Genomic DNA, 22,784 nt, shown 5'->3' on the forward strand with positions numbered 1-22,784 from the left:
CGAGGGCCTCTTCGCGAGCAGGCTCGCTCCCGCAAGGTTTAGGTGATCCCTGTAGGAGTGAGCCTGCTCGCGAAAGCTATCTGATGGACGACACAGAACTGCCGGATTCACTCCGGCAATTCATACACATAAATCTTGTCCGCCTCCATCTGATACCCGGCATCCGCCAGCTCGCTGGTCGAGGCCTTGACCTGCATCGCCCCCTCGATCCAGTACGGCTGATACAGCTCATCCAGCTTCACGCCGACTTCGCTTTTCACATGCACGATCTGGTTCGACGGCGGTGGCGGTACGTGGATGCAGGCGCCGAAGTACGGCACCAGCAGAAAATCCGTGGTCCGTCCGTCTTCACTCACTTCCAGCGGCACGATATAGCCCGGCAGGCGAATGTTCTGGCCATCCAGACTCTTCACCACCGGTGCATTCGGCATGTCCTGTTTGGCGGCAGGTGCCGACTCGGCCGCCAGGGTGCTGCTCATCTGCGACAAGTCATGCAGGGGCGTCATGTTCGGCACTTCCGGCGCGGCGTCCGGCGGGATCATTTCTGACCAGGTCAGGTCTTTCGGCTCGGCCGCCCACAGGGGCAGGGCGACCAGCATCAGCAGCGCGAGTACGGCGCGGGGCATGTTCAACGTCCTCATAGTCGGATCGACAGGCCATCGGCCAACGATTGGCGATACGCGCGCCAGGCCGGCACGCTGCCCATCAGCAAAGCGGCGATCAGGATGCCACCGAGCAGCGTCCATTCATACTCGCTCGGCCACGCCAGCGGCAGGTACAAGCCGTAATTGGCTTGCACGTAACCCTGGGCGGCGGCGATGCACACATACAGCAACGCCACGCCGGCGATCACCCCGGACAGCGCCAACGCAAATGCCTCCAGCACCAGCAAGGTCGCGATGTGCCACGGTCGGGCGCCCACCGAGCGCAGAATTGCCATCTCGCGTCGGCGTTCATTCAGGCTGGTGAGAATCGCCGTGAGCATGCCGATCAACCCGGTCAGCACCACGAACAGCGAGACCACAAACAAGGCTTTTTCCGCCGTGCTCATCAGGCTCCACAACTCTTGCAGCGCCACGCCGGGGAGGATCGCTAGCATCGGCTCACCGCGGAATTCGTTGATCTCGCGTTGCACCGCAAACGTCGAAATCTTGCTGTTGAGGCCGAGCATGAATGCCGTGATCGCTTGCGGCGTGAGGTCCATGTTGCGCGCCTGATCGGCGCTGATCCGGCCTTCACCTCGGGCCGGCACGCCGTTGTGCCAGTCGATGTGAATCGCTTCCATGCCGCCGAGGCTGATGTGCAACGTGCGGTCCACCGGGGTGCCGGTGCGCTTGAGAATGCCGACCACGGTAAACGGTTTGTCGTCGTGCTTGACCAGGCTGATCACCGCCACGCCGTGGGACAGCACCAGTTTGTCGCCGAGTTTGTAGTGCAGCGCATCGGCGACTTCCGCACCGAGCACCACTTCAAACGGATCGGTAGCGAAGGCGCGGCCGTCGGCCAGTTCCAGGTGTTGCTGGTGGCCGTACTGGTAATGCTCGAAGTAGGCCTCGGTGGTGCCCATCACCCGGTAACCGCGATGGGAATCGCCGAGGGACATCGGAATCGCCCACTTCACTTTCGGGTTGTTGGCGAAGTGTTCGAAGCTGTCCCAGCGAATGTTGTTGGTGGCGTTGCCGATCCGGAACACGGAATACAGCAGCAGGTTCACCGAACCCGAACGCGCGCCAACGATCAGGTCGGTGCCGCTGATGGTGCTGGCGAAACTGGCTTTGGCTTCGGTGCGCACGCGCTCGACCGCCAACAGCAGGCACACCGACAGGGCGATGGCGAACGCGGTGAGAATCGCGGTGAAGCGCCGGTTAGCCAGACTGGCCATGGCTAGACGAAACAAATACATCTCAGACCTCGGACGGGGTGGCGGCGCGATTGAGTTCGGCCAGCGACAGGTTGCGATCGAACAGCGGCGCGAGGCTCTGGTCATGGCTGACAAACAACAGGCTCGACCCGGCTTCTCGGCATTCGGCGAACAACAGGCGAATGAAGTTTTCCCGGGCGTCGTAGTCCAGCGCCGACGTCGGCTCATCGGCGATGACCAGTTCCGGCTGGCCGATCAGCGCTCGTGCTGCGGCCACGCGTTGTTGCTGACCGATGGACAGCGAGTCGGCGCGGCGGCTGAGGATGCTTTCATCCTTCAAACCCAAATGGGCGAGGAGGGTGGCCGCGGCCTGATCGACGCTGCCGTGGCGCTGTTTCGCCCGTTCGGCGCGCAGTTTGGAGAAGTGGCAGGGCAGTTCGACGTTCTCGCGCACCGACAGGAATGGCAGCAAATTGAATTGCTGGAAGATGTAACCGGTGTGGTCGACGCGGAAGCGGTCGCGGGCGCCGGCACCGAGTTCGGTCAATTCCTGGCCGAGCAGGCGAATGCTGCCGCGATCAGGTTTCTGCACGCCACCGAGCAGGCCCAGCAGAGTGGTTTTGCCACTGCCGCTCGGGCCTTTGAGGAACAGGGTTTCGCCAGGCTCCAGGCGAAACGCCGGGATGTCCAGCAACGGCGGGTGACCGGGCCAGCTGAAGCCCAGGTCGGACAGTTCGATGAGTGCTTGGGTCATGTGAAACCGGTCAGGTGATAAGTGAACCCTTGTGGGAGCGAGCCTGCTCGCGAAGGCTGTGTGACAGGCAACATTTCTGTTGGATGTGACGGCCTCTTCGCGAGCAGGCTCGCTCCCACGGGGATTTGCGGTGGAGTTAGAATTTCAGGGCCGCGGCCTTGGCGGTCACTTCAACACCTTGCTGCCCGCTCGGGCCGATCAGTTGTACCTGAATTTTCTGGGTGGCCGGGAACGTGTTGAAGAGGGTCGCCAGGTCCAGGGTTTTCAGGGCGCCGGGCGCTGCGCAGGTGAATTGATAGTGAGCGTGGATTTCGCTGTGGTCGTGGTGATGTTCGTCCTTGGCATCTGCATCGTGATCATCGTCGGCGTCCGGCTTGTCACCGAACAGCGGGCTTTCCAGTTCCTGCATGGCAACCACGCAACCGGCGGCTTTCGGCAGGTTAAACAGCGCCAGCGGTTTCTCCAGCTGCGCACGGACGGCGGCGACCTTGGCTTTGTCGGCATCCGTGGTGGCCGCGTGTTCGAAACCCACCAGGTTCATCGCCGGGCTTTCCAGTTCCAACTCCAAGGTCTGGCCGTCCAGTGCTGCGTTCAAGCGGCCGACGCCATGTTCGTGGGCGCCGAGACTGCCGTGCTCATGATCATGTTCATCGGCGGCGTGGGCGACGGCCAACGGCAACAAGGCAAACGGCAAAGCAAGCAGCAGACGACGCATGGCGGGTCTCCGGAAAGTAAAGTGAAGAGTTTGTTATGTAATCTTATAACGTAAGTACGGGGAGTTTGACCGGCTACTTGGCGTTGCACAAGTCCCATGGGAGCATGCAGGTCAGAAATGTGCAGGAGCGGACTTATGTTGCGAATTCGCGGAAGCATCGGCGACTGGCCGGTGGATTTGACGCTGGAGATGGATGACGGCGACTGGGCGAAGCTCGGCGCGCAGTTGCAGGTAAGCAAGCCCGAGGCCAGTGTCGCCCCGGCCAAACCGGTGACTCAGGATGAGGCGCTGTGGCAGATCGCCAAGGACCTGCTGCGCCAGGCCGGGCAATTGAGCGGGCCGGATTTGCTCGATCAGCTGGAAGGGCTGACCGGCAGCGCGGCGTCGGGCAAACGCCTGTTGGTGCGGTTGCGCCATAGCCCGGATGTGAAGGTGGAAAGCGGCGCGGATACGCCGATGTACCGCTGGTTGTAGGAGCCGGCTTGCTGGCGATGCAGACGCTGCGTTTCATCAGGTGAACCGCGTCATCGTTCATCGCCAGCAAGCCGGCTCCTACAGGTCACGATCAGTACAACGCAGCAAACAGCTTGCGGCGGTACGTGGTCACCAGCGGATGATCATTGCCCAGCAGTTCGAACACCTGCAGCAAGGTCTTGTGCGGCAAACCTTCGCTGTAGCTGCGATTGCGGATGAACAGCTTGAGCAACGCATCCAGCGCCGCGTCGTATTGCTGGCGAGCCAGTTGCTGAATCGCCAGTTGATACACCGCTTCATCGTCCTGCGGGTCTTTGGCCAGACGCGCTTTCAGGTCTGCCGCATCCGGCAAATCCTTGGCCTGACCGAGAAACTGGATCTGCGCCTTGGCGCCGGCCAGCGCCGCTTTGTGTTCATCGCTCTTGACTGCGTCGAGCACGGTTTGCGCTTCACCCAACTCACCGCGCTCGGTGAGGCAACGGGCATAGAGGATCAGCGCCTTGGCGTTGGTGTTGTCTTCGCCCAGCAGCACTGTGAGCACGGCTTCGGCGTCGGCAAAGCGGCTTTCGTCAAACAGCGCCTGAGCCTGCTCGAACGGGTCGGCCGCGGCAGGTGGCGGCATTTGAACGTGAGGTTCAAGCATCGCCCGCACGGCGGATTCCGGTTGCGCACCGGCAAAGCCGTCGACCGGTTGACCGTCCTTGAACAGCACCACGGTTGGCAGGCTGCGAATGCCGAAACGGGCGACGATGTCTTGCTCCAGGTCGCAGTTGACCTTGGCCAGCAGCAATTCGCCCTGATAACTCTCGGCAATGGTCTGCAGCAATGGCATCAGCACTTTGCAGGGCGCACACCATTCGGCCCAGAAATCCACGAGCACCGGTTTGTGGAAAGAGTTCTCGATCACCGACTGGTCGAAATCAGCAGTCGTGGCGTCGAAGATGTACGGCGTTTCCTGACTCATGGGGGATCTCTTGGAAGCGTGAATGGGGCAACTATACGGCTTGGCGGGGTACGGCTGAAAGCGGGGTGGTGGTCAGAGACGTGTTGTCTGACAGGACGCCTTCGCGAGCAGGCTCGCTCCCACAGAGGTTTTGGGTGTGATGCAGATTCAGTGTGGGAGCGAGCCTGCTCGCGAAGCTTTTAGCTGCGCCGCGCATGGTAAAGGCTCACATGCCGAAACTCTTCAGGCTCAGCCAGGTCCGGCAAGGTCATCGCTTCGAGCATTTCAATGCGCTGATACATCGGATGGCGAAAATCCCGGACCCGCGAATCCGCCACCAACGCCTCTTTACCACGGGTCAAAAACTCATCGAGCAGCGGCAGGTTCGCCCGGTCGTAGAGCACGTCGGCGACCAGGATCAGGTCAAACCGGTCCACCTCGGCGAAAAAGTCGGTCGAGTAATTGAGCTGTACGTCATTGAGTTCGGCATTCGCCCGGCATGAGGCAATCGCCAGCGGGTCGAGGTCACAGGCCACCACTTCCAGCGCGCCGGCCTTCACGGCGGCAATCCCCGCGACCCCCGAACCGGCACCGAAATCCAGCACTCGTTTGCCTTTGACCCACTCCGGGAATTCGGCGAGATAACGCGCCACCGCCAGACCACTGGCCCAGCAGAAACTCCAGTAGGGCGGTTCATGCAGAATCCGCCGGGTTTCTTCGGGGCTGAACGCTCGGTCCATGTTGTCGCCGTCGATCAGCCAGAGTTTCAGCTCGGTATCGGGCAATGCCACAGGCACAAGCTGCGCATCACCGAGCAGTTCACCCAAGGCCTGTTGCAGGTCGAGCGGTGCAATCATGGCGCTTTGACGAATTGCAGCTGACCCATGGCCTGCGTGGTGGGCTGGGAAATGACCTGCGACGGCAGATGCAGAATCAGTTGGCCGGACTGGCTGGCGCGGCCGCGCAGTTCAACGCGGGCACCGGTCGGGAACGATTCCGGGTTGAAGCGCAGGTGAAACGGCAGCAGTTGATTGGTGCCGATCAAGGTGGAACTGGCGAGCAATTGTTGCGGGCGATCCTTTTCGTCGATCACCAGCAGCGCCAGTTCGACCTCGGCGCCGGCCGGCACGCCTTGCAAGGTGCCGCTCAATTCACGCTGGTACGCGGGCAGCGGCCCAAGATTGGCCGACTCCTGGGCTTTTTTCTGCGCAGCCTGCGGGGCGGGCCCGGGCGTCGGCGGCTGGGGCTTGGGCGCATCGCTGCTGCAGGCCACCAGCAGGCTGAAAAGACTGAGCAAAACGAGCGGTCTTAAGGACATTTACGGCTCCAGCAAGGTGAAATCCATGGATCAAGCACTATAGGCGTCTGTATACCGTAAACCCTATGGCTTGTCTTGCCACCGGGATGCGCTACCATGGCCCTCCCTTTTTTTGTTGCCTGCCACCATGCACTGTCCCTTCTGCGGTGCCAACGACACCAAGGTCATCGACTCGCGTCTGGTCGCCGAGGGCGAACAGGTGCGCCGCCGGCGTGAATGCCTGGCCTGCGGCGAGCGTTTCACGACGTTCGAGACTGCCGAACTGGTGTTGCCGCGCCTGATCAAAACCGACGGCAGCCGTCAGCCCTTCGACGAAGAAAAACTGCGTGCCGGCATGCAGCGAGCGCTGGAGAAGCGCCCGGTGAGTGTCGAGCGCCTCGAATCGTCGCTGGTACACATCAAACACAAACTGCGCGCCACCGGCGAGCGCGAGGTCAAATCCCTCGTGGTCGGTGAACTGGTGATGGCCGAGCTGCAGAAGCTCGACGAAGTCGCCTATATCCGCTTCGCCTCCGTGTATCGGCGCTTCCAGGACCTCAACGAGTTCCGCGAAGAGATCGATCGCCTGGCCCGTGAGCCGGTGAAAGAATGAATACGCCCGCCGAACACGCCATCCTCGACGCTCATTACATGGCCCGCGCGCTGGAACTGGCGCGCAAGGGGCATTACACGACGCACCCCAACCCTCGGGTGGGCTGCGTGATTGTGCGGGACGGACAGATTGTCGGCGAAGGCTGGCACGTGCGCGCCGGCGAGCCGCATGCCGAAGTCCATGCCCTGCGCGCCGCTGGCGACAAGGCCCGTGGCGCCACTGCCTATGTGACCCTTGAGCCGTGCAGCCACCACGGCCGCACGCCGCCCTGTGCCGATGCGCTGGTGAATGCCGGGGTCGCCCGGGTGGTTGCGGCGATGCAGGACCCGAACCCGGAAGTCGCCGGTCGCGGTCTGCAACGCCTGGCCCAGGCCGGGATTGCCACCGAAAGTGGTGTGCTGGAAGGCGAGGCGCGCAAGCTCAATCAAGGGTTCCTCAAGCGCATGGAACACGGCTTGCCGTTCGTGCGGGTCAAGTTGGCCATGAGCCTGGACGGTCGCACCGCGATGGAAAGTGGCGAAAGCCAATGGATCACCGGCCCTGCCGCGCGTTCGGCGGTGCAGCGCCTGCGTGCCCAGGCCGGCGTCGTGCTGACCGGCGCCGACACGGTGCTGGCGGACAACGCCCGGTTGACCGTGCGCGCTGATGAATTAGGCCTGGATGCGGAGCAAACCGCGTTGGCCATGAGCCGTCCGCCGCTGCGTGTACTGGTCGATGGTCGCCTGCGGGTGCCGCTGAATGCGCCGTTCTTCAAGGCCGGCCCGGCGTTGGTCGCCACCTGCGTAGCGGTCGAGGAGCAATACGCCAATGGCCCGGAATGCCTGATCGTGCCCGGCGTTGACGGTCAGGTCGATCTGTGCCAATTGCTGGTCGCGCTTGCCGCCCGTGACGTCAACGAGGTATTGGTCGAAGCCGGGCCGCGTCTGGCCGGTGCTTTCGCGCAGCAAGGATTGGTGGATGAATTCCAGATTTTCATTGCCGGCAAGTTCCTTGGTTCTTCGGCGCGGCCGTTGCTCGACTGGCCGCTCGCGCAAATGAAGGATGCGCCCGAGCTTAAAATCATCGAAATTCGCGCGGTTGGCGATGACTGGCGGGTCACTGCCATTCCTTCGCCAGCCGCCAGCGTATAATTCCCGGCCATCGCTACAGCGCTGGCTTTGTTCTCGAGGAGAACCTCATGTTTACCGGCATCATCGAATCCATCGGCAGTATTCGTGCATTGACCCCAAAGGGCGGTGATGTGCGGGTCCACGTAGAAACCGGCAAGCTCGACCTGAGCGACGTCAAGCTGGGCGACAGCATCGCGGTCAACGGCGTGTGCCTGACCGCGGTTGAACTGCCGGGCAACGGCTTTGCCGCCGACGTCAGCCGCGAAACCCTCGACTGCACCGCCATGAACGACCTCAAGAGCGGCAGCCCGGTGAACCTGGAAAAAGCCCTGACCCCGACCACTCGCCTCGGCGGGCATCTGGTCAGCGGTCACGTCGATGGCGTGGGCGAAGTGGTTGCCCGTACCGAAAACGCGCGCGCCGTGGAATTCCGCATCCGCGCGCCGAAAGAGCTGGCCAAGTACATCGCCCACAAAGGCTCGATCACCGTCGACGGCACCAGCCTGACCGTGAACGCGGTCGATGGCGCCGAATTCATGCTGACGATCATTCCGCATACCCTGAGCGAAACCATCATGGCGTCGTACCAGCCTGGTCGCCGGGTGAACCTGGAAGTCGACTTGCTGGCGCGTTATCTGGAGCGTCTGTTGCTGGGTGACAAGGCTGCAGAGCCGACTTCCAGTAACATTACCGAAAGCTTTCTGGCCCAAAACGGCTACCTCAAATCCTGAAGCTCAAATTTCAAAGAAAGGGGGTGCCTTGTGGCGCTCAATAGCATCGAAGAACTGGTTGAAGACATCCGCCAAGGCAAGATGGTCATCCTCATGGATGACGAAGACCGCGAGAATGAAGGCGACCTGATCATGGCCGCCGAATGCTGCAAGCCCGAGCACATCAACTTCATGGCCAAGCACGCCCGTGGCCTGATCTGCATGCCGATGAGCCGCGAACGTTGCGAATTGCTGAAGCTGCCATTGATGGCGCCGCGCAACGGTTCCGGCTTCGGCACAAAGTTCACCGTGTCGATCGAAGCGGCCGAAGGCGTGACCACCGGCATCTCCGCCGCTGACCGCGCACGCACCGTGCAAGCGGCCGCCGCGAAAGACGCGAAGGCTGAAGACATCGTCAGCCCCGGTCATATCTTCCCGCTGATGGCCCAGGCCGGCGGCACCCTGGCTCGCGCTGGTCACACTGAAGCCGCTTGCGACCTGGCGCGCATGGCCGGTTTCGAGCCGAGCGGTGTGATCTGCGAAGTGATGAACGACGACGGCACCATGTCCCGTCGCGCCGAGCTGGAAGCTTTCGCTGCCGAACACGACATCAAGATCGGCACCATCGCCGACCTGATTCACTACCGGATGATCCACGAACGTACCGTTCAGCGGATTGCCGAGCAGCCACTGGACAGCGAACTGGGCCAATTCAACCTGGTGACCTATCGTGATTCCGTGGAAGGCGACGTGCACATGGCCCTGACGCTGGGCACTGTCTGCGCCGAAGAACCGACCCTGGTTCGCGTGCACAACATGGACCCGCTGCGCGACCTGCTGATGGTCAAGCAACCGGGCCGCTGGAGCCTGCGCGCCGCCATGGCTGCGGTCGCCGAGGCTGGCAGCGGTGTGGTGCTGTTGCTCGGTCACCCGCTCGATGGCGACGTGTTGCTGGCGCACATTCGCGAAACCGCCGACCAGGCGGCCGTGAAAAAACCGACCACCTACAGCATCGTCGGTGCCGGTTCGCAGATCCTTCGGGACCTGGGCGTACGCAAAATGCGCCTGATGAGTGCGCCAATGAAATTTAATGCGATATCCGGTTTCGATCTGGAAGTTGTAGAATACGTGCCCTCCGAATAATGACCGGTTGTTTCCAGTCCTTGATTCGCGGCTAACAAATCACTGAGGGATGCGTAGAAAACGCGTCCCGGCTCTTTAAGAGATCTAACGAATGACCCTGAAGACCATCGAAGGTACCTTCATCGCCCCTAAAGGCCGCTACGCTTTGGTAGTGGGCCGTTTCAACAGCTTCGTCGTTGAAAGTCTGGTCAGCGGTGCAGTGGATGCCCTGGTTCGCCACGGCGTAAGCGAAAGCGACATCACCATCATCCGCGCTCCTGGCGCCTTCGAAATTCCGCTGGTTGCGCAGAAAGTCGCTCAGAAAGGCGAATACGCGGCAATCATCGCCCTGGGCGCGGTCATTCGTGGCGGCACTCCGCACTTCGAATACGTGGCAGGCGAATGCACCAAGGGCCTGGCCCAGGTGTCCATGGAGTTCGGCGTTCCAGTCGCGTTCGGCGTGCTGACCGTTGATTCCATCGAGCAAGCCATCGAACGTTCCGGCACCAAGGCCGGTAACAAAGGTGCCGAAGCTGCCCTGTCCGCTCTGGAAATGGTCAGCCTGCTGGCGCAGTTGGAGGCCAAGTGATTAGCGACGATAGCGATCGTTTCAACCCGCGCGATCCAAAGCCTGCGGATGCCGGCAAGCCATCGAAAAGCGTCAAGCGTCGCGAAGCCCGTCAGCTCGCGACTCAGGCGCTGTACCAATGGCACATGGCCAAGCAGTCGTTGAACGAGATCGAAGCGCAGTTCCGGGTCGATAACGATTTCAGTGATGTCGACGGTGCCTACTTCCGCGAAATCCTTCACGGGGTTCCGGCGCAGAAGGACAAGATCGATGCGGCCCTGACGCCTTGCCTGGACATCACCATCGACGAGCTGGACCCGGTTGAACTGGCCGTTCTGCGCCTGTCCACCTGGGAACTGCTGGAGCGCGTCGACGTTCCTTACCGCGTTGTGATCAACGAAGGTATCGAGCTGGCGAAAGTCTTCGGTTCCACCGACGGCCACAAGTTCGTCAACGGTGTACTCGACAAGCTGGCCCCACGTCTGCGTGAAGCTGAAGTGAAGGCGTTCAAGCGCTGATTTGCGCTTGATTTGCTGCCAATGGGCGAGTTTGAGCTGATCCGCAATTTCTTCGCCGCCGCGCCCTGTGCGCAAGGCGGCGAAGGCGTTGCCCTCGGGATCGGCGATGACTGCGCCTTGCTGGCTGTTCCTCCCGGGGAGCAGTTGGCGATTTCCACCGACACACTCGTTGCCGGTGTGCATTTCGCAGATCCTTGCGACCCGTTTCTGCTCGGTCAGCGCTCGCTGGCTGTGGCCGTCAGCGATCTGGCTGCCATGGGCGCCACTCCCATTGCCTTTACCCTTGCCCTGACCTTGCCGACGGTGACTGCCGATTGGCTGGAGGCGTACTCCCGTGGTTTGAACCTCATGGCGCAACGCTGCGGCGTGGCGTTGGTGGGCGGCGATACCACCCGTGGGCCGCTGAGCCTGACCATGACTGTGTTTGGTCGTGTGCCGGCCGGTCAGGCGCTGACCCGCAGCGGCGCGCAGCCTGGCGATTTGTTGTGCGTAGGTGGCGAGTTGGGCAACGCAGCCGGGGCTTTGCCTCTGGTGTTGGGGCAGCGAACGGCTGATGCAGCCGTTGCCGAGCCGTTGCTGGCGCATTATTGGTCACCGCAGCCGCAACTGGCGTTGGGTCAGGCGTTGCGTGGCAAAGCCACCTCGGCGCTGGACATCTCCGACGGCCTGCTCGCCGACTGCGGCCACATCGCGCTGGCGTCGAAGGTCGGCATTCAGCTTGAGCGGAGTAAGCTGCCCGTGTCGGCCGCGTTAGTGACCTTCCTCGGTCAATCCGCTGCCGAAACCGCAGCCCTCAGCGGCGGCGACGATTATGTACTCGCCTTCACCCTACCGTCCGTCGAGTTGCCGACATTGCTGGCAAACGGCTGGCCGATCCATGTGGTCGGGCGTGTCGTGACGGGGCAGGGCGTGGCGCTGCTGGATGCCGATGGACAAGACATCACCCCGCAAACCCGGGGCTATCAACATTTTCGGGAGACACCGTGACAGATCATCCCAAACAGGTCCCGGCGGAGTTCGTACCGCCCTCGGTCTGGCGCAACCCCTGGCATTTCCTGGCGTTCGGCTTCGGCTCGGGGACCCTGCCAAAGGCACCGGGCACGTGGGGTTCGTTAGTTGCGCTACCCTTTATCCCGTTGTGGCAAATGATGCCCGATTGGGCCTACTGGCTGATGCTGGGTATCACCATGCTGTTCGGCTTCTGGCTGTGCGGCAAAGTGGCCGACGATTTGCGCGTGCACGACCACGAGGGCATCGTCTGGGACGAAATGGTCGGGATGTGGATCACCCTGTGGCTGGTGCCGGAAGGTTGGTACTGGTTGCTGGCGGGTTTCCTGATGTTCCGCTTCTTCGACATTCTCAAGCCATGGCCGATTCGCTGGATCGACCGGCATGTGCATGGCGGCGTCGGGATCATGCTCGACGACGTGCTGGCCGGTGTATTTGCGTGGTTGGCGATGCAAGGGCTGGTAAGGATTTTCGCCTGACGGGCGAAGCAGGGGACTGGGATGGTTCGGCGCTGGTTGGCGGTGGTTTTCGCAATGGTATGCTCACTCGCCCAGGCGGGGGATGCCGCGCCGACGCCGTCCGTGATTCATCTGGCCAGCGAAGAATGGGAAGACTACACCGCCGCTGACGGGCATGGCCTGGGCTGGGACGTGATGCGGGCCATCTTCGAGCCGGCCGGGGTCAAGCTCGACTTGCGTACCGAACCTTACACCCGCGCCGTGGGCCTGGCCCAGCGCGGCGAAGTGGATGCCTGCGTCGGCTCTTACCGTGACGAGGTCAGCGATGTGCTTTATCCACGCTGGAATTACGATACCGATCACATCTACGCCCTCGGCCTGGCGAGTAATCCGGCACCGAACCCACAGACGCTCGGCAACTATCGACTGGCCTGGGTCCGCGGTTACGAGTACCAGAAATACCTGCCTGGCGTGCAGCGCTACAACGAGGTCGTGCGGCGCACCGGCATTTTGTCGATGCTGACCCACAACCGCGCCGATTTTTACATCGACGCGCTGACCGAGATCGATTACATCGTCAAACGGGCCAAGGATCCTGCCCAGTTCCGTCGCACGCACATCACTGAATTGCCGTTGTACCTGTGCTTCGCCAATACGCCCAAGGCCCGCGCCTTGATGGCATTGTTCGATCAGCGCATGGATCTGTTGGTAAAAAACGGCACACTCAAACCCATCTTCGAACGCTGGAAACAGCCTTACCCGTTCGACGCGAACTGAACACGGATCTACGACCGGTGATGAACCCTGTGGGAGCGAGCCTGCTCGCGAAGACGGTGTGCCAGTCGACATCAATGGCGAATGCCAGACTGCTTTCGCGAGCAGGCTCACTCCTACAGGGGCAGGGTGGGCCTGAGATCTAACATTTTGATCGTTATGCCCCATAATTCAGCCTAAGCGTCTGTAGGAACCTGCTGTTACAATGCCGCGTCTGCGAATCTCCAGTACTTATTGATCAGGAGCACACCGGTGCCTGTCGTTTTTGTCGCCGCTTCCAAGCTGCCAACGCCTTTTGCGCAATTCACCATGCACGGCTTTCTCGATGAAGAAAACGGGCGCGAGCACGTTGTGCTGAGCCTGGGTGAGTTCGCCGACGGTGCCCCGGTACTCGGCCGGTTGCACTCCGAATGCCTGACGGGCGATGCCTTGTTCAGCCAGCGTTGCGACTGCGGTTCGCAACTTGAAGCCGCGTTGCAGGCCATCGCCCGTGAAGGCCGTGGCGTGTTGCTGTACCTGCGTCAGGAAGGCCGTGGCATTGGCCTGCTGAACAAGATCCGCGCCTATGAGTTGCAGGACGGCGGCGCCGATACCGTTGAAGCCAACGAGCGCCTGGGCTTTGCAGCCGACCAGCGTGATTACGCCATGTGCCTGCCGATGCTAGAGCACCTGGGCGTGAAATCCCTGCGCCTGATGACCAACAACCCGCGCAAGGTCAAAGCCTTGACCGACATGGGCATCGTGGTCGCCGAGCGCGTGCCGTTGCACACCGGTCACAACCCGCACAACAAACTCTACCTGGCCACCAAGGCCAGCAAGCTCGACCACATGATGGGCAACGAGCATCAGGGCGAGGCGGATCGGGCGTGACCCGCGGTCAGGTTCGGCGGCGGTTGTCGTTCAGTTGGTGGCAATACCTGGCGCTGGCCTTGTTGCCGTTGTTCGTGATCAACGGCGTGTTCGGCCAGGGCGAGGCGATCCTGCCGGTGCTGGCGATGCCGCTGTTCATTGCGGGTGTGGCGTCGATGTTTGTCAGCCTGAAGTTTTTCGGTGGCTACAAGCACGCCCTGATCGCCACGCAAAAAGCCCTCGATACGCCTGAAGAACCCGCCGCCTGGATCGTCCTGGCCGCCAAGCGACGTACCGCGTTCCTAGCGGCTGCATTGCCGGCCTGGATTGGTGCGCTGGCGGTGTTCGTCGGCCTCGAAGCCGTACCGTTGGTGCTGCTGGCGCTGTCGACCGCGGTGCTGTTCTACCTCTACCGTATTCCGCGTCAACTCGGCTGATGCGTCGGGCCTGGCTGGCGGTTTTGCTGTTGGCCGCCAGCGGCTCGGCGACTGCCGTCGAGCGGGTCGTCAGCCTCGCGCCGTCCCTTTCTGAAATCGTGGTTGAACTGGGTTCAGCCGACCTGCTGGTCGGGGTGCTGGATGCCGGTGAACGTCCTGCCGAACTCAAAGACCTTCCTTCGGTTGGTCGCTACGGTCAGTTGGACATGGAGCGTTTGCTCAGTCTCAAACCCGATTTGCTGCTGCTTTGGCCGGGCAGCGTTGGCCCGGCCCAGCGTGAACAGCTCAAGCGCTTGAACATTCCCACCTTCGTCGCCGAACCCCACACCCTCGACCAACTCGCGGCACAAATCGAAGCCATCGCCACGCAACTCGGCCGGCCCGAACGGGGCGTGACGTTGGCGACTGACCTGCGGCAAAAACTGGAAAACCTGCGTCAGCGCTATCGACGGGAGGAGCCGTTGCGGGTGTTTTATCAGGTCTGGGATCGGCCGCTGTACACCGTGGGTGGCGGGCAAATCATCAGTGATGCGCTGGAAGTCTGCGGGGCGCGCAACGTGTTTGCCGACCAGACATTGCCGGCGCCGCAAGTCAGTGTCGAGGCGGTGTTGCAGCGTAATCCCGAGGTGATTCTGGCCAGTGATCAGGCCCAGCTCGAGGCGTGGAAGGCGTGGCCGCAGGTGGCGGCGGTGGCGCGGGGGCAATTGCTGCTGGTGACGGACAAGGGGCTGGAGCGGCCGAGTGGGCAGATGGTCGATGCGACGGCCAAGCTTTGCCGGTTGATTGCGCCGGACCGCTGAGACCGAGGTGCGGCCTTCGCGAGCAGGCTCGCTCCCACAGGGGAATTGTGGCGCTCACAAATCCAATGTGGGAGCGAGCCTGCTCGCGAAAAGGCCAGCCCAAGCACCACAAATTTCAGATCAGATCCCGGGTGTCCAGGTCACCCCAAACATCAACGCCCGACCTTCCTCGCGATACCCATACTCACTGCCATCATGGCTATACAGCGCCCGGCTATAGCCTTTATCCAGCAAGTTATCGAGCTTCAGCTCCAGCTTGATCTCACGGTCGAGCGCCCAGCTGCTGCGTAACCCCAACAATGCATAGCCACCGAGTGGCTGTTGATTGTTCAGGTCGTCATAGCTGCTGCTGACCGCTTGCCAACTGGCGCCGAGGCCCAGGCGATCAAATTGTCGGTCCAGGTCCAGGCTCAATGTCCGCCGTGCGCGACGGGCCAGGGTATGGCCGGTATCGCGATCCCGCGGGTCGATGATCGCCACGCCAAGGTTGCTCTGCCAGCCGAACAGTTCCTGTTTCAGTGCCGCTTCGAAACCGTTGATCCGCGCCGATGCCACGTTCTCTGGCCGCGAGTTGCTACCGAAAATAATCGCGTCTTCAAGGTCGGTGCGGTACAGCGACGCTTCCAGTCGACTGTTTTCGGTTAACTGGCTGCGCCATTGCAGCTCATAGCTTTTCGACGTTTCAGGTTTCAGGTCCGGGTTGCTGAAGTCCGGGTAGTACAAGTCGTTGAACGTCGGCGCGCGAAAGCCTTCGCTGTAGGTCAGCAGCACGTCGTTGTCCGGGTTCACCGGCAAGGTTAGGGTGCCGCTCCAGCTGTTCTGTCCACCAAACTGTTGGTTGTCATCGTGGCGCAGGCCCAGTTCGGTAGAAAAACTGTCCGCCCGATAGTGATGCTGGATAAATGCCGCGCGGTTCCAGCGACTGTCTTCATCGAACGCCGTGCTGCTGTTGATTCGGTCTTCATACCAGTCGCCGCCCAGGAGCAGGCTGTTACGGTCGTTGAGCGTCAGGTCGTTCTGCCAGTTCACCGAGTCGCGGTAGGTGTTGAAGACGCTGCGTTCATCGCTGAGCTTGTCGAGGGTCTTCTCGCGGTTTTCGCTGTGGCCGAATTCGACGCGGGTCTTCCAGGTATCGGTAACCCGCGCATCAACGTAACTGCTGACGCTGCTCACCTCGAAATCGCTGTAAGGCTGTTGCTGCACGGATTCGAAGGTGGTGGTGTCGAAGCGGCCAAACGGGTTGTCGAACTCGCTTTTGCCCCGGTTATCCAGCACGTTGGCGCCGATTTCCAGGTCATCGGTGAGCGCGTGACTGACGCTGAAACTGACCGATTGATTGCGGTACTCATCGTGATCGATGTCGCTGGGGTACGACTCGTGCGTGCGATTGATCCCGGCGGTTTCGTTGAGGCTGGCGCCGAGGTTGAAGCGGGTTTTTTCATCGCCGCCGGACAACCCAAGGCTGCGCTCCCAGGTCTGGTTGCTGCCAAAACCGACGTGCATTCGCGGTTGCAGACCTTGCTCGTCGCCACGGCGGGTGAAGATCTGAATCACCCCGCCAATCGCATCGCTGCCATAAATCACCGAACGGGAGCCGCGCAACACTTCTACGCGCTCGACCTGTTCGATGTTGATGTGCTGCAGGTTGCTGTCACCCGAGGTCGAATTGCCGATGCGCTGGCCGTCGACCAGCACCAGGCTTTGCGCCGACTGGGTACCGCGGATGTAAACCCCCGGCAGACTGCCGCGCCCACCGGTTTGCGCCACTTGCACGCCCGGCACCCGGTTGAGCAGGTCGGTGATGCTGTTCGGTTGCAGACGATCGATGTCTTCGCGGGTGAACACCGTGTTGGCGGCGCTGCTATCGTTGCGTGCTTCGACCTGCCGGTTGGCGGTGATCAGCACGTCGGGCAGTTTCAACGCTTGATCGCGTTCGAAGCTGTCGGCCAGCAATTGGCCGGCCGGCAGCAGGGTCAGCGTCAGGGCGAGGGGGGAGAGTTTCATCGGCAGTCCGTGGTATTCGGGGTAAGCACAAATCAAATGTGGGAGCGAGCCTGCTCGCGAACGCGGTGTGTCAGTCAAAATCTAACTCGACTGACAGTCCGTATTCGCGAGCAGGCTCGCTCCCACAGGGTTTTGCATGTGTCTGATGTTTAGAGGTTCAGCAGTTGCAGGCGCTCACGCACCGCCGCTTCGATCCCGGCCTCGTCCAGCCCGCACTCGGCCAGCATCTGCGCAGGCTTGGCGTGTTCGACGTAGAGGTCCGGCAAGCCCAGGTGCAGTACCGACTTGAGGATGTTCTCGCGGGCGAGGAATTCGCTGACCGCGCCGCCTGCACCGCCCATGATCGCGTTTTCTTCGATGGTCACCAGCAGCTCGTGGCTGCCGGCGATGTCGCGCACCAGCGCTTCATCCAGCGGTTTGACGAAACGCATGTCGACCACGGTTGCATCCAGCGTCTCGGCGACTTTCAGCGCCTCGGCCAATTGCACACCGAACACCAGCAAGGCGACTTTGCTGCCCTGACGACGAACAATGCCTTTGCCGATTTCGATTGGTTGCAGGTCTTTCTCGATGGTCGCATTCGGACCTGCGCCGCGCGGATAACGCACGGCCGCCGGGCCGTTGTAGAGGTGACCGGTGGTGAGCATTTTGCGCAGTTCGTTTTCGTCGCTCGGCGTCATCACCAGCATGCCGGGGATGCAACGCAGGAACGACAGGTCGAAGCTGCCCGCGTGTGTCGGGCCGTCTTCGCCCACCAGACCGGCGCGGTCGATGGCGAACAGTACGTCGAGGTTTTGCACCGCGACGTCATGAATCAATTGGTCGTAGCCGCGTTGCAGGAACGTCGAATAAATCGCTACCACCGGTTTCGCGCCTTCGCAGGCCATGCCGGCGGCGAGGGTCACGGCGTGTTGTTCGGCAATCGCCACGTCGAAGTAGCGCAGCGGGAAACGCTCGCTGAACGCCACCAGGTCGGAGCCTTCTTTCATCGCCGGGGTGATGCCTACCAGACGCGGATCAGAGGCGGCCATGTCGCACAGCCATTCGCCGAACACACCGGAATACTTCGGTCCGCTGGCCTTTTTCGGGGCGGCGGCCGGTGCGTCCAGCGGTTCGAGTTTGGTGATCGCGTGGTAGCCGATCGGATCGACTTCCGCCGGGGCGAAGCCTTTGCCTTTCTTGGTGACGACGTGCAGGAATTGCGGGCCTTTGAGGTCGCGCATGTTGCGCAACGTCGCGATCAGGGTCGGCAGGTCGTGGCCGTCGATAGGGCCGATGTAGTTCCAGCCCAATTCTTCGAACAGCGTGCCGGGAACCAGCATGCCTTTTGCGTATTCTTCGGTACGACGGGCGATTTCCCAAGCGCCGGGCAGGCGCGACAGGACCTTTTTGCTGCCCTCGCGCATGCTGGCGTAAGTGCGGCTGGAAAGGATTTTCGCCAGATAGTTCGACAGACCACCGACGTTGCGCGAGATCGACATGTCGTTGTCGTTGAGGATCACCAACATGTTGGCGTTCACTTCCGGCGCGTGGTTCAGCGCTTCGAAGGCCATGCCGGCGGTCAACGCACCGTCGCCAATCACGGCAATGGCCTTGCGATCACTGTTTTGCAAGCGGGCGGCAATGGCCATGCCCAGCGCAGCGCTGATCGAGGTGCTGGAGTGGCCGACGCCAAAGGTGTCGTACTCGCTCTCGGAGCGCCGCGGGAAGGCGGCAACACCGTCCTTCTGGCGCAGGGTGCCCATGCGCTCGCGACGGCCGGTGAGGATTTTGTGCGGATAAGCTTGATGACCCACGTCCCACACCAGCCGGTCGTCCGGGGTGTCGAAGACGTAATGCAACGCGATGGTCAGCTCGATGACGCCCAGGCCGGCACCGAAATGCCCGCCGGTCTGACCGACCGTGTAGAGCAATTCCAGGCGCAACTCATCGGCCAGGGTTTCCAGCTCGGCTTCGCCTAACCGGCGCAGGCCGTCCGGCGTGTTGGCACGGTCGAGCAGGGGCGTGGTCGGGCGCTTGCGGGGAATCTCATGAAACGTCGTGGGCATCAGGCGAATCGTTATAGGTATAAAAGATGCGGCAGTTTACCTGATGCATCGCCCCCTGCCCACGCGTTGCTTTTAACTTGGCCGATACGCTGTCAGCTACGCCGGTCGACGATGTAGCGGGCCAGGTCGCGCAAAGGCTCGGCGGCCGCGTCAAACGGTCGCAGCGCGTGCAGGGCCTGATCGCGCAGTTCCAGGGCATAAGCCTTGGCCGCTTCGAGGCCGAGCAGGGCCGGGTAGGTCGGTTTGTCGCGAGCGATGTCGGCGCCCTGGCGTTTGCCGAGGGTTTCGGTATCGCTTTCAACGTCGAGAATGTCGTCCTGCACCTGAAACGCCAGGCCGATGGCCTGTGCATAGGTCTGCAAGGCTTTCAGTTCGTCCTTCTCCGCGCGGCCGCTGGCCAGGGCGCCGAGTTTGACGCTGACTTCAATCAGCGCGCCGGTCTTGTGCCGGTGCATGTACTCAAGGGCTTTTTGATCGAGTTTGACACCGACCGAGCCGAGATCGATGGCTTGACCGCCGACCATGCCCGCCGGGCCTGCCGCGACAGCCAGGGCGCTGACCATCTGCAGGCGGATCTCGGCGTCCGCCGCGTTCAGGCGCGGGTCGAGCAGGGCGCTGAACGCCAGGCTCTGCAAACCGTCGCCAGCGAGGATGGCGCAGGCTTCGTCGAATTTCTTGTGAGTGGTCGGCTGGCCGCGACGCAGATCGTCGTCGTCCATGGCCGGCAAATCGTCGTGGACCAGGGAATACGCGTGAATCAGCTCCACAGCACAGGCCGCGCCGTTTGCGTGTTCAGCCTTGCCGCCCAGCGCTTCGCACGCCGCGTAAGCCAGCAGTGGGCGTACGCGTTTGCCGCCATTCATCACGCTGTAGCGCATGGCTTCATAGAGGCGGGCGAGCTCGGGGCTCGGGGCGTTGAACAAAGTTTCCAGTGCCGCGTTGACACGGGCCTGGCTGGTCGCCGAATACGCTGCAATCATTCTGGCTGATCCGCGTCGAAGGGTTCCTCGGCCAGCTCGCCATCACGCTCGAGCAGCACTTGAACCTTTTGCTCGGCCTGGGCCAGCGCCGCCTGGCAATCGCGGGTCAGACCGATGCCTTGCTCGAAAGCCGTCAGCGAGTCTTCCAGCGACAGTTCGCCGTTCTCCAGACGCTCTACCAGCGTTTGCAGGTCAGCGAGAGATTGTTCGAAATCCAGTGCAGCTTTTTTGCGGGCCATGGCGGCTATTTCCGGTTGTCGTTAAACCGGCGCGACACTAGCAGACATGGGGGTTATGGGCAAATGAGCGGGGACGTCTGGAACCGTAATTCCGGGGGCAGCAGCAAACATTGTAGCGAGGGAGCTTGCTCCCGCTGGGGCGCGAAGCGGCCCCTTACACAGACGCTGCGTTTCGTCAGGCATACCCCATTCAGCGATTTGCGACTGCTGCGCAGCCGAGCGGGAGCAAGCTCCCTCGCCACAGGTAGGTGTTGAAGCAAGTTATTGCGTTGAGTCATCCGGGTAGTGGACTTGATAGCGTGTACTACGCCCACCACCGGGCAGGCGTTGCAGGCAACCCTTCACCAGCAACTCAGCCAAATGACGGGTTGCGGTGGCTTTCGATACTTTTGCCACCGCCTGATATTGAGCCGCGCTGATCCCGTCCTCGAAGCCTCGCTCGCCACCGTCCAGCAAGCGGTTCAGTACCTTGATCTGCTCGGCGAACAGTTTTGCGTCCCGATGCGCCTGCCAAAAGCGCGCCTTGCCCAGTACCGCTTCGATCCGCGTCATGGCCTGCTGCAAGCTGCGCAGCAGGGTTTGCAGGAACCATTGCAGCCACTCGGTAATGTCCGTGGAGCTTTTCTGGCTGGTTTCCAGCACTCGGTAATAGCTGGAGCGGTCGTCCAGGATGCTCGCGGACATGGCGTAGAATCGGATCGCCTGCGCCTCTCCCTGAGCCAGGGCGAGATCGGTAATGGTTCGCGTGAGGCGACCATTGCCGTCGTCAAAGGGGTGCAGGGTGACGAACCAGAAGTGCGCGATACCGGCCCGCAACAAGGGATCGAGCCCATCTTGCTTCTGACTGGCTGCAAACCAGCCAAGAAACGTATCGAGCTGCTGTTCAAGCCCAAGACGTGGCGGTGCTTCGAAGTGAATGGTCGGTTTGTCCAGCCGCCCGGACACTACCTGCATCGGCTCATCGCCACGCAGCTCGCCGATATGGATCGAACGGGCGGCAACGTTCATATCCTGATCGGGAAACAGCCATGTATGCCATTCCAGCAACCGCTGCAGTGTCAGCGGTTGTGCGAAGCGCTGAGTGGCGTCGAGCATTAACTGCGCCAGCCCTTCGCTGCGCTGGCTGACTTTATCGCCATCGACCACCTCCAGGCCCAGGCGCCGCGCCAGCGATGAGCGGACCGAGCCCACATTGAGCTGTTCACCCTCAATGGCCGAAGACGTCACGATGTTTTGTAACAGCGCGTCCAGTTCGTTCTGTGCGCTGAGTGAGCTGTCCACGGAACTGGCCATGCCCATCAACCGGCCTTGCGCCTGCACGCACTCACGCAATAGCGGCGTCAGGCGTTGGGATTGCCAGGTGAAATTCGGCCAGTCGGGCTGTTGCCAAATCCAGTGAGGTGCCATGACCACGGGTAACTCCAGAGGGAATGAGCCGAATAATAGTCTTATTCGGCTCATAATGTGAGCCGAATAAGCGCGCTATTCGGCTCACGCCCCCCCGTCTTCGTGATGCCTGCAGCAAATCAAGAGGTATCTGATTGTTAAAAAACTGCCGAATCGCTAACCTTCGCGCCTTCTACGACCCGATAGTCACGGGTCTTTCTGACGAAACGCAGTATTTGGATCTGTAACGCGCCGAGGATCGGGCGCAAGGTTTCGTTATGCATGGCAGGAGGCGTCACATGCGTTCACTTCTTTTGCTGTTGATGGGTCTGGCCTGCGCGAGCGCTGCCTGGGCCGGGCCGACGGCTGAGCTGTCGGAACCGGTCGGCGGCTGGCGCTATAACGGCCTGCTCGACCGCAGCGAAAACCCGCAAGTCGCCTATCCCACGCCGCCCATCGACCGGGGCGTGCAGCGCAATCGCACGATGATCGAGGGCCAGCTCAAGGCCATCGGCACGCAACGCGGGCCGCACACGCTGGCGGTCAACGGTAATCCACTGAATTTGTACACCGACGACGAAGGGCGTTTCGCCCGACCGTATGCCTTTGGCGCCGGCTCCAACAGCGTCGAAGTGCGCAGTGCCGAAGGCAAGTCGCTCAAGCGCGTTCAATTCTATGAAGCCAATGACCTGCGCACACCGGCACGGATTCGCGTGGTGCTCGGTTGGGACGACCCAAAAGCCGAGCTCGACCTGCACATCATTACCCCCGACGGCCAGCATGCGTTTTTCGCCCACACGGCGTTGACCAATGGCGGTGGCCTCGACCCGGACGGCGTCGATGGCCCCGGCCCGGAAATGTTCACCATGACCGCGCCGTTGCATGGCACCTATCTGGTTTACGTGAACTATTGGGGCAACTTCGGCAGCGAAGGCTATAACTTCGATGAGACCAGCAACCAGAACGAGGTCATCACCTCGCAGATCAACCTGGTGCTCAACGAAAACACCGTCGACGAAAAACGCGAGACCTTCATCGTGCCCCTGCGGGCCATCGGTGACCTGCTGCTGGTCAAGACTTTCAACTATTAAGCATCCCGCACCACGGATGAATTGGG

General features: G+C 61.6%; 26 protein-coding genes. 14 read left to right on the forward strand and 12 right to left on the reverse strand.

Features of this window, described 5'->3' with window-relative positions:
• Positions 1 to 107: 107 nt before the first annotated feature.
• The 4 genes from ACWKV5_RS25820 to ACWKV5_RS25835 all read right to left on the reverse strand — a co-directional run bounded on the left by ACWKV5_RS25820 (position 108) and on the right by ACWKV5_RS25835 (position 3,330).
• Positions 108 to 626, reverse strand: coding sequence for a DUF3299 domain-containing protein (locus tag ACWKV5_RS25820; protein ID WP_027924350.1), 519 nt, complete (start codon positions 624 to 626; stop codon positions 108 to 110).
• Positions 627 to 637: 11 nt separating this feature from the next.
• Positions 638 to 1,903 (reverse strand): ABC transporter permease, encoded by a 1,266-nt coding sequence (locus tag ACWKV5_RS25825; protein ID WP_483843538.1) that lies wholly within the window; start codon positions 1,901 to 1,903, stop codon positions 638 to 640.
• Between the two features lies 1 nt (position 1,904).
• On the reverse strand, positions 1,905 to 2,615 hold the full coding sequence (locus ACWKV5_RS25830) for an ABC transporter ATP-binding protein (protein WP_027924348.1): 711 nt from the start codon (positions 2,613 to 2,615) through the stop codon (positions 1,905 to 1,907).
• Between the two features lie 136 nt (positions 2,616 to 2,751).
• Positions 2,752 to 3,330 carry a DUF2796 domain-containing protein gene (locus ACWKV5_RS25835; RefSeq protein ID WP_483843539.1) on the reverse strand — a complete coding sequence of 193 codons (579 nt, stop codon included), beginning with the start codon at positions 3,328 to 3,330 and terminating at the stop codon, positions 2,752 to 2,754.
• Positions 3,331 to 3,465: 135 nt separating this feature from the next.
• On the opposite strand from ACWKV5_RS25835, the gene ACWKV5_RS25840 reads away from it, so the two are divergent.
• Positions 3,466 to 3,804: a hypothetical protein gene (locus tag ACWKV5_RS25840; RefSeq protein ID WP_483843540.1), complete on the forward strand. Its 339-nt coding sequence runs from the start codon at positions 3,466 to 3,468 to the stop codon at positions 3,802 to 3,804.
• 91 nt (positions 3,805 to 3,895) lie between these two features.
• Here the strand turns inward: ACWKV5_RS25840 and trxA are convergent, their stop codons facing one another.
• From trxA to ACWKV5_RS25855, 3 genes are all read right to left on the reverse strand, one after another.
• On the reverse strand, positions 3,896 to 4,768 hold the full coding sequence (gene trxA / locus ACWKV5_RS25845; RefSeq protein WP_483843541.1) for a thioredoxin: 873 nt from the start codon (positions 4,766 to 4,768) through the stop codon (positions 3,896 to 3,898).
• A 179-nt stretch (positions 4,769 to 4,947) separates the two neighbouring features.
• Positions 4,948 to 5,604 carry a class I SAM-dependent methyltransferase gene (locus tag ACWKV5_RS25850; RefSeq protein WP_483843542.1) on the reverse strand — a complete coding sequence of 219 codons (657 nt, stop codon included), beginning with the start codon at positions 5,602 to 5,604 and terminating at the stop codon, positions 4,948 to 4,950.
• Entirely contained in the window at positions 5,601 to 6,065 is a 465-nt protein-coding gene (locus tag ACWKV5_RS25855) for a YbaY family lipoprotein (RefSeq protein ID WP_483843543.1), read from the reverse strand. The genes ACWKV5_RS25850 and ACWKV5_RS25855 overlap by 4 nt, the downstream gene beginning before the upstream one ends.
• Before the next feature lie 127 nt (positions 6,066 to 6,192).
• On the opposite strand from ACWKV5_RS25855, the gene nrdR reads away from it, so the two are divergent.
• The 12 genes from nrdR to ACWKV5_RS25915 all read left to right on the forward strand — a co-directional run bounded on the left by nrdR (position 6,193) and on the right by ACWKV5_RS25915 (position 15,010).
• Entirely contained in the window at positions 6,193 to 6,657 is a 465-nt protein-coding gene (gene nrdR / locus ACWKV5_RS25860) for a transcriptional regulator NrdR (protein ID WP_003228656.1), read from the forward strand.
• Complete coding sequence (ribD, locus tag ACWKV5_RS25865; protein WP_483843544.1) at positions 6,654 to 7,787, forward strand: bifunctional diaminohydroxyphosphoribosylaminopyrimidine deaminase/5-amino-6-(5-phosphoribosylamino)uracil reductase RibD; 1,134 nt, start codon at positions 6,654 to 6,656, stop codon at positions 7,785 to 7,787. The genes nrdR and ribD overlap by 4 nt, the downstream gene beginning before the upstream one ends.
• A 47-nt stretch (positions 7,788 to 7,834) precedes the next feature.
• The gene (locus tag ACWKV5_RS25870; RefSeq protein ID WP_483843545.1) at positions 7,835 to 8,497 is read left to right on the forward strand and encodes a riboflavin synthase; all 663 of its coding nucleotides are present in this window, start codon (positions 7,835 to 7,837) and stop codon (positions 8,495 to 8,497) included.
• Between the two features lie 30 nt (positions 8,498 to 8,527).
• Positions 8,528 to 9,619, forward strand: coding sequence for a bifunctional 3,4-dihydroxy-2-butanone-4-phosphate synthase/GTP cyclohydrolase II (gene ribBA / locus ACWKV5_RS25875; protein WP_007944233.1), 1,092 nt, complete (start codon positions 8,528 to 8,530; stop codon positions 9,617 to 9,619).
• Positions 9,620 to 9,710: 91 nt separating this feature from the next.
• Entirely contained in the window at positions 9,711 to 10,187 is a 477-nt protein-coding gene (gene ribH / locus ACWKV5_RS25880; protein ID WP_003185938.1) for a 6,7-dimethyl-8-ribityllumazine synthase, read from the forward strand.
• Positions 10,184 to 10,684, forward strand: a complete 501-nt coding sequence (gene nusB, locus ACWKV5_RS25885) for a transcription antitermination factor NusB (RefSeq protein ID WP_123433383.1) — start codon at positions 10,184 to 10,186, stop codon at positions 10,682 to 10,684. The genes ribH and nusB overlap by 4 nt, the downstream gene beginning before the upstream one ends.
• Positions 10,685 to 10,705: 21 nt before the next feature.
• Positions 10,706 to 11,671 (forward strand): thiamine-phosphate kinase, encoded by a 966-nt coding sequence (thiL, locus tag ACWKV5_RS25890; protein WP_483843546.1) that lies wholly within the window; start codon positions 10,706 to 10,708, stop codon positions 11,669 to 11,671.
• Positions 11,668 to 12,171, forward strand: a complete 504-nt coding sequence (locus tag ACWKV5_RS25895; protein ID WP_123433385.1) for a phosphatidylglycerophosphatase A family protein — start codon at positions 11,668 to 11,670, stop codon at positions 12,169 to 12,171. The genes thiL and ACWKV5_RS25895 overlap by 4 nt, the downstream gene beginning before the upstream one ends.
• 21 nt (positions 12,172 to 12,192) lie before the next feature.
• Positions 12,193 to 12,927, forward strand: coding sequence for a substrate-binding periplasmic protein (locus ACWKV5_RS25900; RefSeq protein WP_483843547.1), 735 nt, complete (start codon positions 12,193 to 12,195; stop codon positions 12,925 to 12,927).
• 249 nt (positions 12,928 to 13,176) lie between these two features.
• Entirely contained in the window at positions 13,177 to 13,794 is a 618-nt protein-coding gene (gene ribA, locus ACWKV5_RS25905) for a GTP cyclohydrolase II (RefSeq protein WP_027924335.1), read from the forward strand.
• Positions 13,791 to 14,210 (forward strand): MFS transporter, encoded by a 420-nt coding sequence (locus tag ACWKV5_RS25910; protein ID WP_483843548.1) that lies wholly within the window; start codon positions 13,791 to 13,793, stop codon positions 14,208 to 14,210. Before ribA ends, ACWKV5_RS25910 begins: the two co-directional genes overlap by 4 nt.
• The gene (locus tag ACWKV5_RS25915; RefSeq protein ID WP_483843549.1) at positions 14,210 to 15,010 is read left to right on the forward strand and encodes a cobalamin-binding protein; all 801 of its coding nucleotides are present in this window, start codon (positions 14,210 to 14,212) and stop codon (positions 15,008 to 15,010) included. Before ACWKV5_RS25910 ends, ACWKV5_RS25915 begins: the two co-directional genes overlap by 1 nt.
• A gap of 120 nt (positions 15,011 to 15,130) precedes the next feature.
• On the opposite strand, the gene ACWKV5_RS25920 is transcribed toward ACWKV5_RS25915, so the two are convergent.
• The 5 genes from ACWKV5_RS25920 to ACWKV5_RS25940 form a co-directional block, all read right to left on the reverse strand.
• A complete protein-coding gene (locus ACWKV5_RS25920) occupies positions 15,131 to 17,014 on the reverse strand; it encodes a TonB-dependent receptor domain-containing protein (RefSeq protein WP_483843550.1) in 1,884 nt (627 codons plus the stop codon).
• Positions 17,015 to 17,163: 149 nt separating this feature from the next.
• On the reverse strand, positions 17,164 to 19,062 hold the full coding sequence (gene dxs, locus ACWKV5_RS25925; RefSeq protein WP_483843551.1) for a 1-deoxy-D-xylulose-5-phosphate synthase: 1,899 nt from the start codon (positions 19,060 to 19,062) through the stop codon (positions 17,164 to 17,166).
• 92 nt (positions 19,063 to 19,154) lie between these two features.
• Positions 19,155 to 20,042, reverse strand: a complete 888-nt coding sequence (gene ispA, locus ACWKV5_RS25930; protein ID WP_483843552.1) for a (2E,6E)-farnesyl diphosphate synthase — start codon at positions 20,040 to 20,042, stop codon at positions 19,155 to 19,157.
• A complete protein-coding gene (locus ACWKV5_RS25935) occupies positions 20,039 to 20,281 on the reverse strand; it encodes an exodeoxyribonuclease VII small subunit (RefSeq protein WP_007894317.1) in 243 nt (80 codons plus the stop codon). The genes ispA and ACWKV5_RS25935 overlap by 4 nt, the downstream gene beginning before the upstream one ends.
• A 261-nt stretch (positions 20,282 to 20,542) precedes the next feature.
• A complete protein-coding gene (locus ACWKV5_RS25940) occupies positions 20,543 to 21,688 on the reverse strand; it encodes a Fic family protein (RefSeq protein WP_483843553.1) in 1,146 nt (381 codons plus the stop codon).
• A gap of 278 nt (positions 21,689 to 21,966) precedes the next feature.
• On the opposite strand from ACWKV5_RS25940, the gene ACWKV5_RS25945 reads away from it, so the two are divergent.
• A complete protein-coding gene (locus ACWKV5_RS25945) occupies positions 21,967 to 22,758 on the forward strand; it encodes a YfaP family protein (protein ID WP_483843554.1) in 792 nt (263 codons plus the stop codon).
• Positions 22,759 to 22,784: the final 26 nt, after the last annotated feature.

The sequence above is a fragment of the Pseudomonas oplopanacis genome (genome assembly GCF_057128725.1).

What these genes read in the sequence shown, in the direction of transcription:
- ACWKV5_RS25820 (WP_027924350.1), bottom strand. Translation starts at nt 626, where the DNA reads ATGCCCCGCGCCGTACTCGCGCTGCTGATGCTGGTCGCCCTGCCCCTG.
- ACWKV5_RS25825 (WP_483843538.1), bottom strand. Translation starts at nt 1,903, where the DNA reads ATGTATTTGTTTCGTCTAGCCATGGCCAGTCTGGCTAACCGGCGCTTC.
- ACWKV5_RS25830 (WP_027924348.1), bottom strand. Translation starts at nt 2,615, where the DNA reads ATGACCCAAGCACTCATCGAACTGTCCGACCTGGGCTTCAGCTGGCCC.
- ACWKV5_RS25835 (WP_483843539.1), bottom strand. Translation starts at nt 3,330, where the DNA reads ATGCGTCGTCTGCTGCTTGCTTTGCCGTTTGCCTTGTTGCCGTTGGCC.
- ACWKV5_RS25840 (WP_483843540.1), top strand. Translation starts at nt 3,466, where the DNA reads ATGTTGCGAATTCGCGGAAGCATCGGCGACTGGCCGGTGGATTTGACG.
- trxA (WP_483843541.1), bottom strand. Translation starts at nt 4,768, where the DNA reads ATGAGTCAGGAAACGCCGTACATCTTCGACGCCACGACTGCTGATTTC.
- ACWKV5_RS25850 (WP_483843542.1), bottom strand. Translation starts at nt 5,604, where the DNA reads ATGATTGCACCGCTCGACCTGCAACAGGCCTTGGGTGAACTGCTCGGT.
- ACWKV5_RS25855 (WP_483843543.1), bottom strand. Translation starts at nt 6,065, where the DNA reads ATGTCCTTAAGACCGCTCGTTTTGCTCAGTCTTTTCAGCCTGCTGGTG.
- nrdR (WP_003228656.1), top strand. Translation starts at nt 6,193, where the DNA reads ATGCACTGTCCCTTCTGCGGTGCCAACGACACCAAGGTCATCGACTCG.
- ribD (WP_483843544.1), top strand. Translation starts at nt 6,654, where the DNA reads ATGAATACGCCCGCCGAACACGCCATCCTCGACGCTCATTACATGGCC.
- ACWKV5_RS25870 (WP_483843545.1), top strand. Translation starts at nt 7,835, where the DNA reads ATGTTTACCGGCATCATCGAATCCATCGGCAGTATTCGTGCATTGACC.
- ribH (WP_003185938.1), top strand. Translation starts at nt 9,711, where the DNA reads ATGACCCTGAAGACCATCGAAGGTACCTTCATCGCCCCTAAAGGCCGC.
- thiL (WP_483843546.1), top strand. Translation starts at nt 10,706, where the DNA reads ATGGGCGAGTTTGAGCTGATCCGCAATTTCTTCGCCGCCGCGCCCTGT.
- ACWKV5_RS25900 (WP_483843547.1), top strand. Translation starts at nt 12,193, where the DNA reads ATGGTTCGGCGCTGGTTGGCGGTGGTTTTCGCAATGGTATGCTCACTC.
- ACWKV5_RS25915 (WP_483843549.1), top strand. Translation starts at nt 14,210, where the DNA reads ATGCGTCGGGCCTGGCTGGCGGTTTTGCTGTTGGCCGCCAGCGGCTCG.
- ACWKV5_RS25920 (WP_483843550.1), bottom strand. Translation starts at nt 17,014, where the DNA reads ATGAAACTCTCCCCCCTCGCCCTGACGCTGACCCTGCTGCCGGCCGGC.
- dxs (WP_483843551.1), bottom strand. Translation starts at nt 19,062, where the DNA reads ATGCCCACGACGTTTCATGAGATTCCCCGCAAGCGCCCGACCACGCCC.
- ispA (WP_483843552.1), bottom strand. Translation starts at nt 20,042, where the DNA reads ATGATTGCAGCGTATTCGGCGACCAGCCAGGCCCGTGTCAACGCGGCA.
- ACWKV5_RS25935 (WP_007894317.1), bottom strand. Translation starts at nt 20,281, where the DNA reads ATGGCCCGCAAAAAAGCTGCACTGGATTTCGAACAATCTCTCGCTGAC.
- ACWKV5_RS25940 (WP_483843553.1), bottom strand. Translation starts at nt 21,688, where the DNA reads ATGGCACCTCACTGGATTTGGCAACAGCCCGACTGGCCGAATTTCACC.
- ACWKV5_RS25945 (WP_483843554.1), top strand. Translation starts at nt 21,967, where the DNA reads ATGCGTTCACTTCTTTTGCTGTTGATGGGTCTGGCCTGCGCGAGCGCT.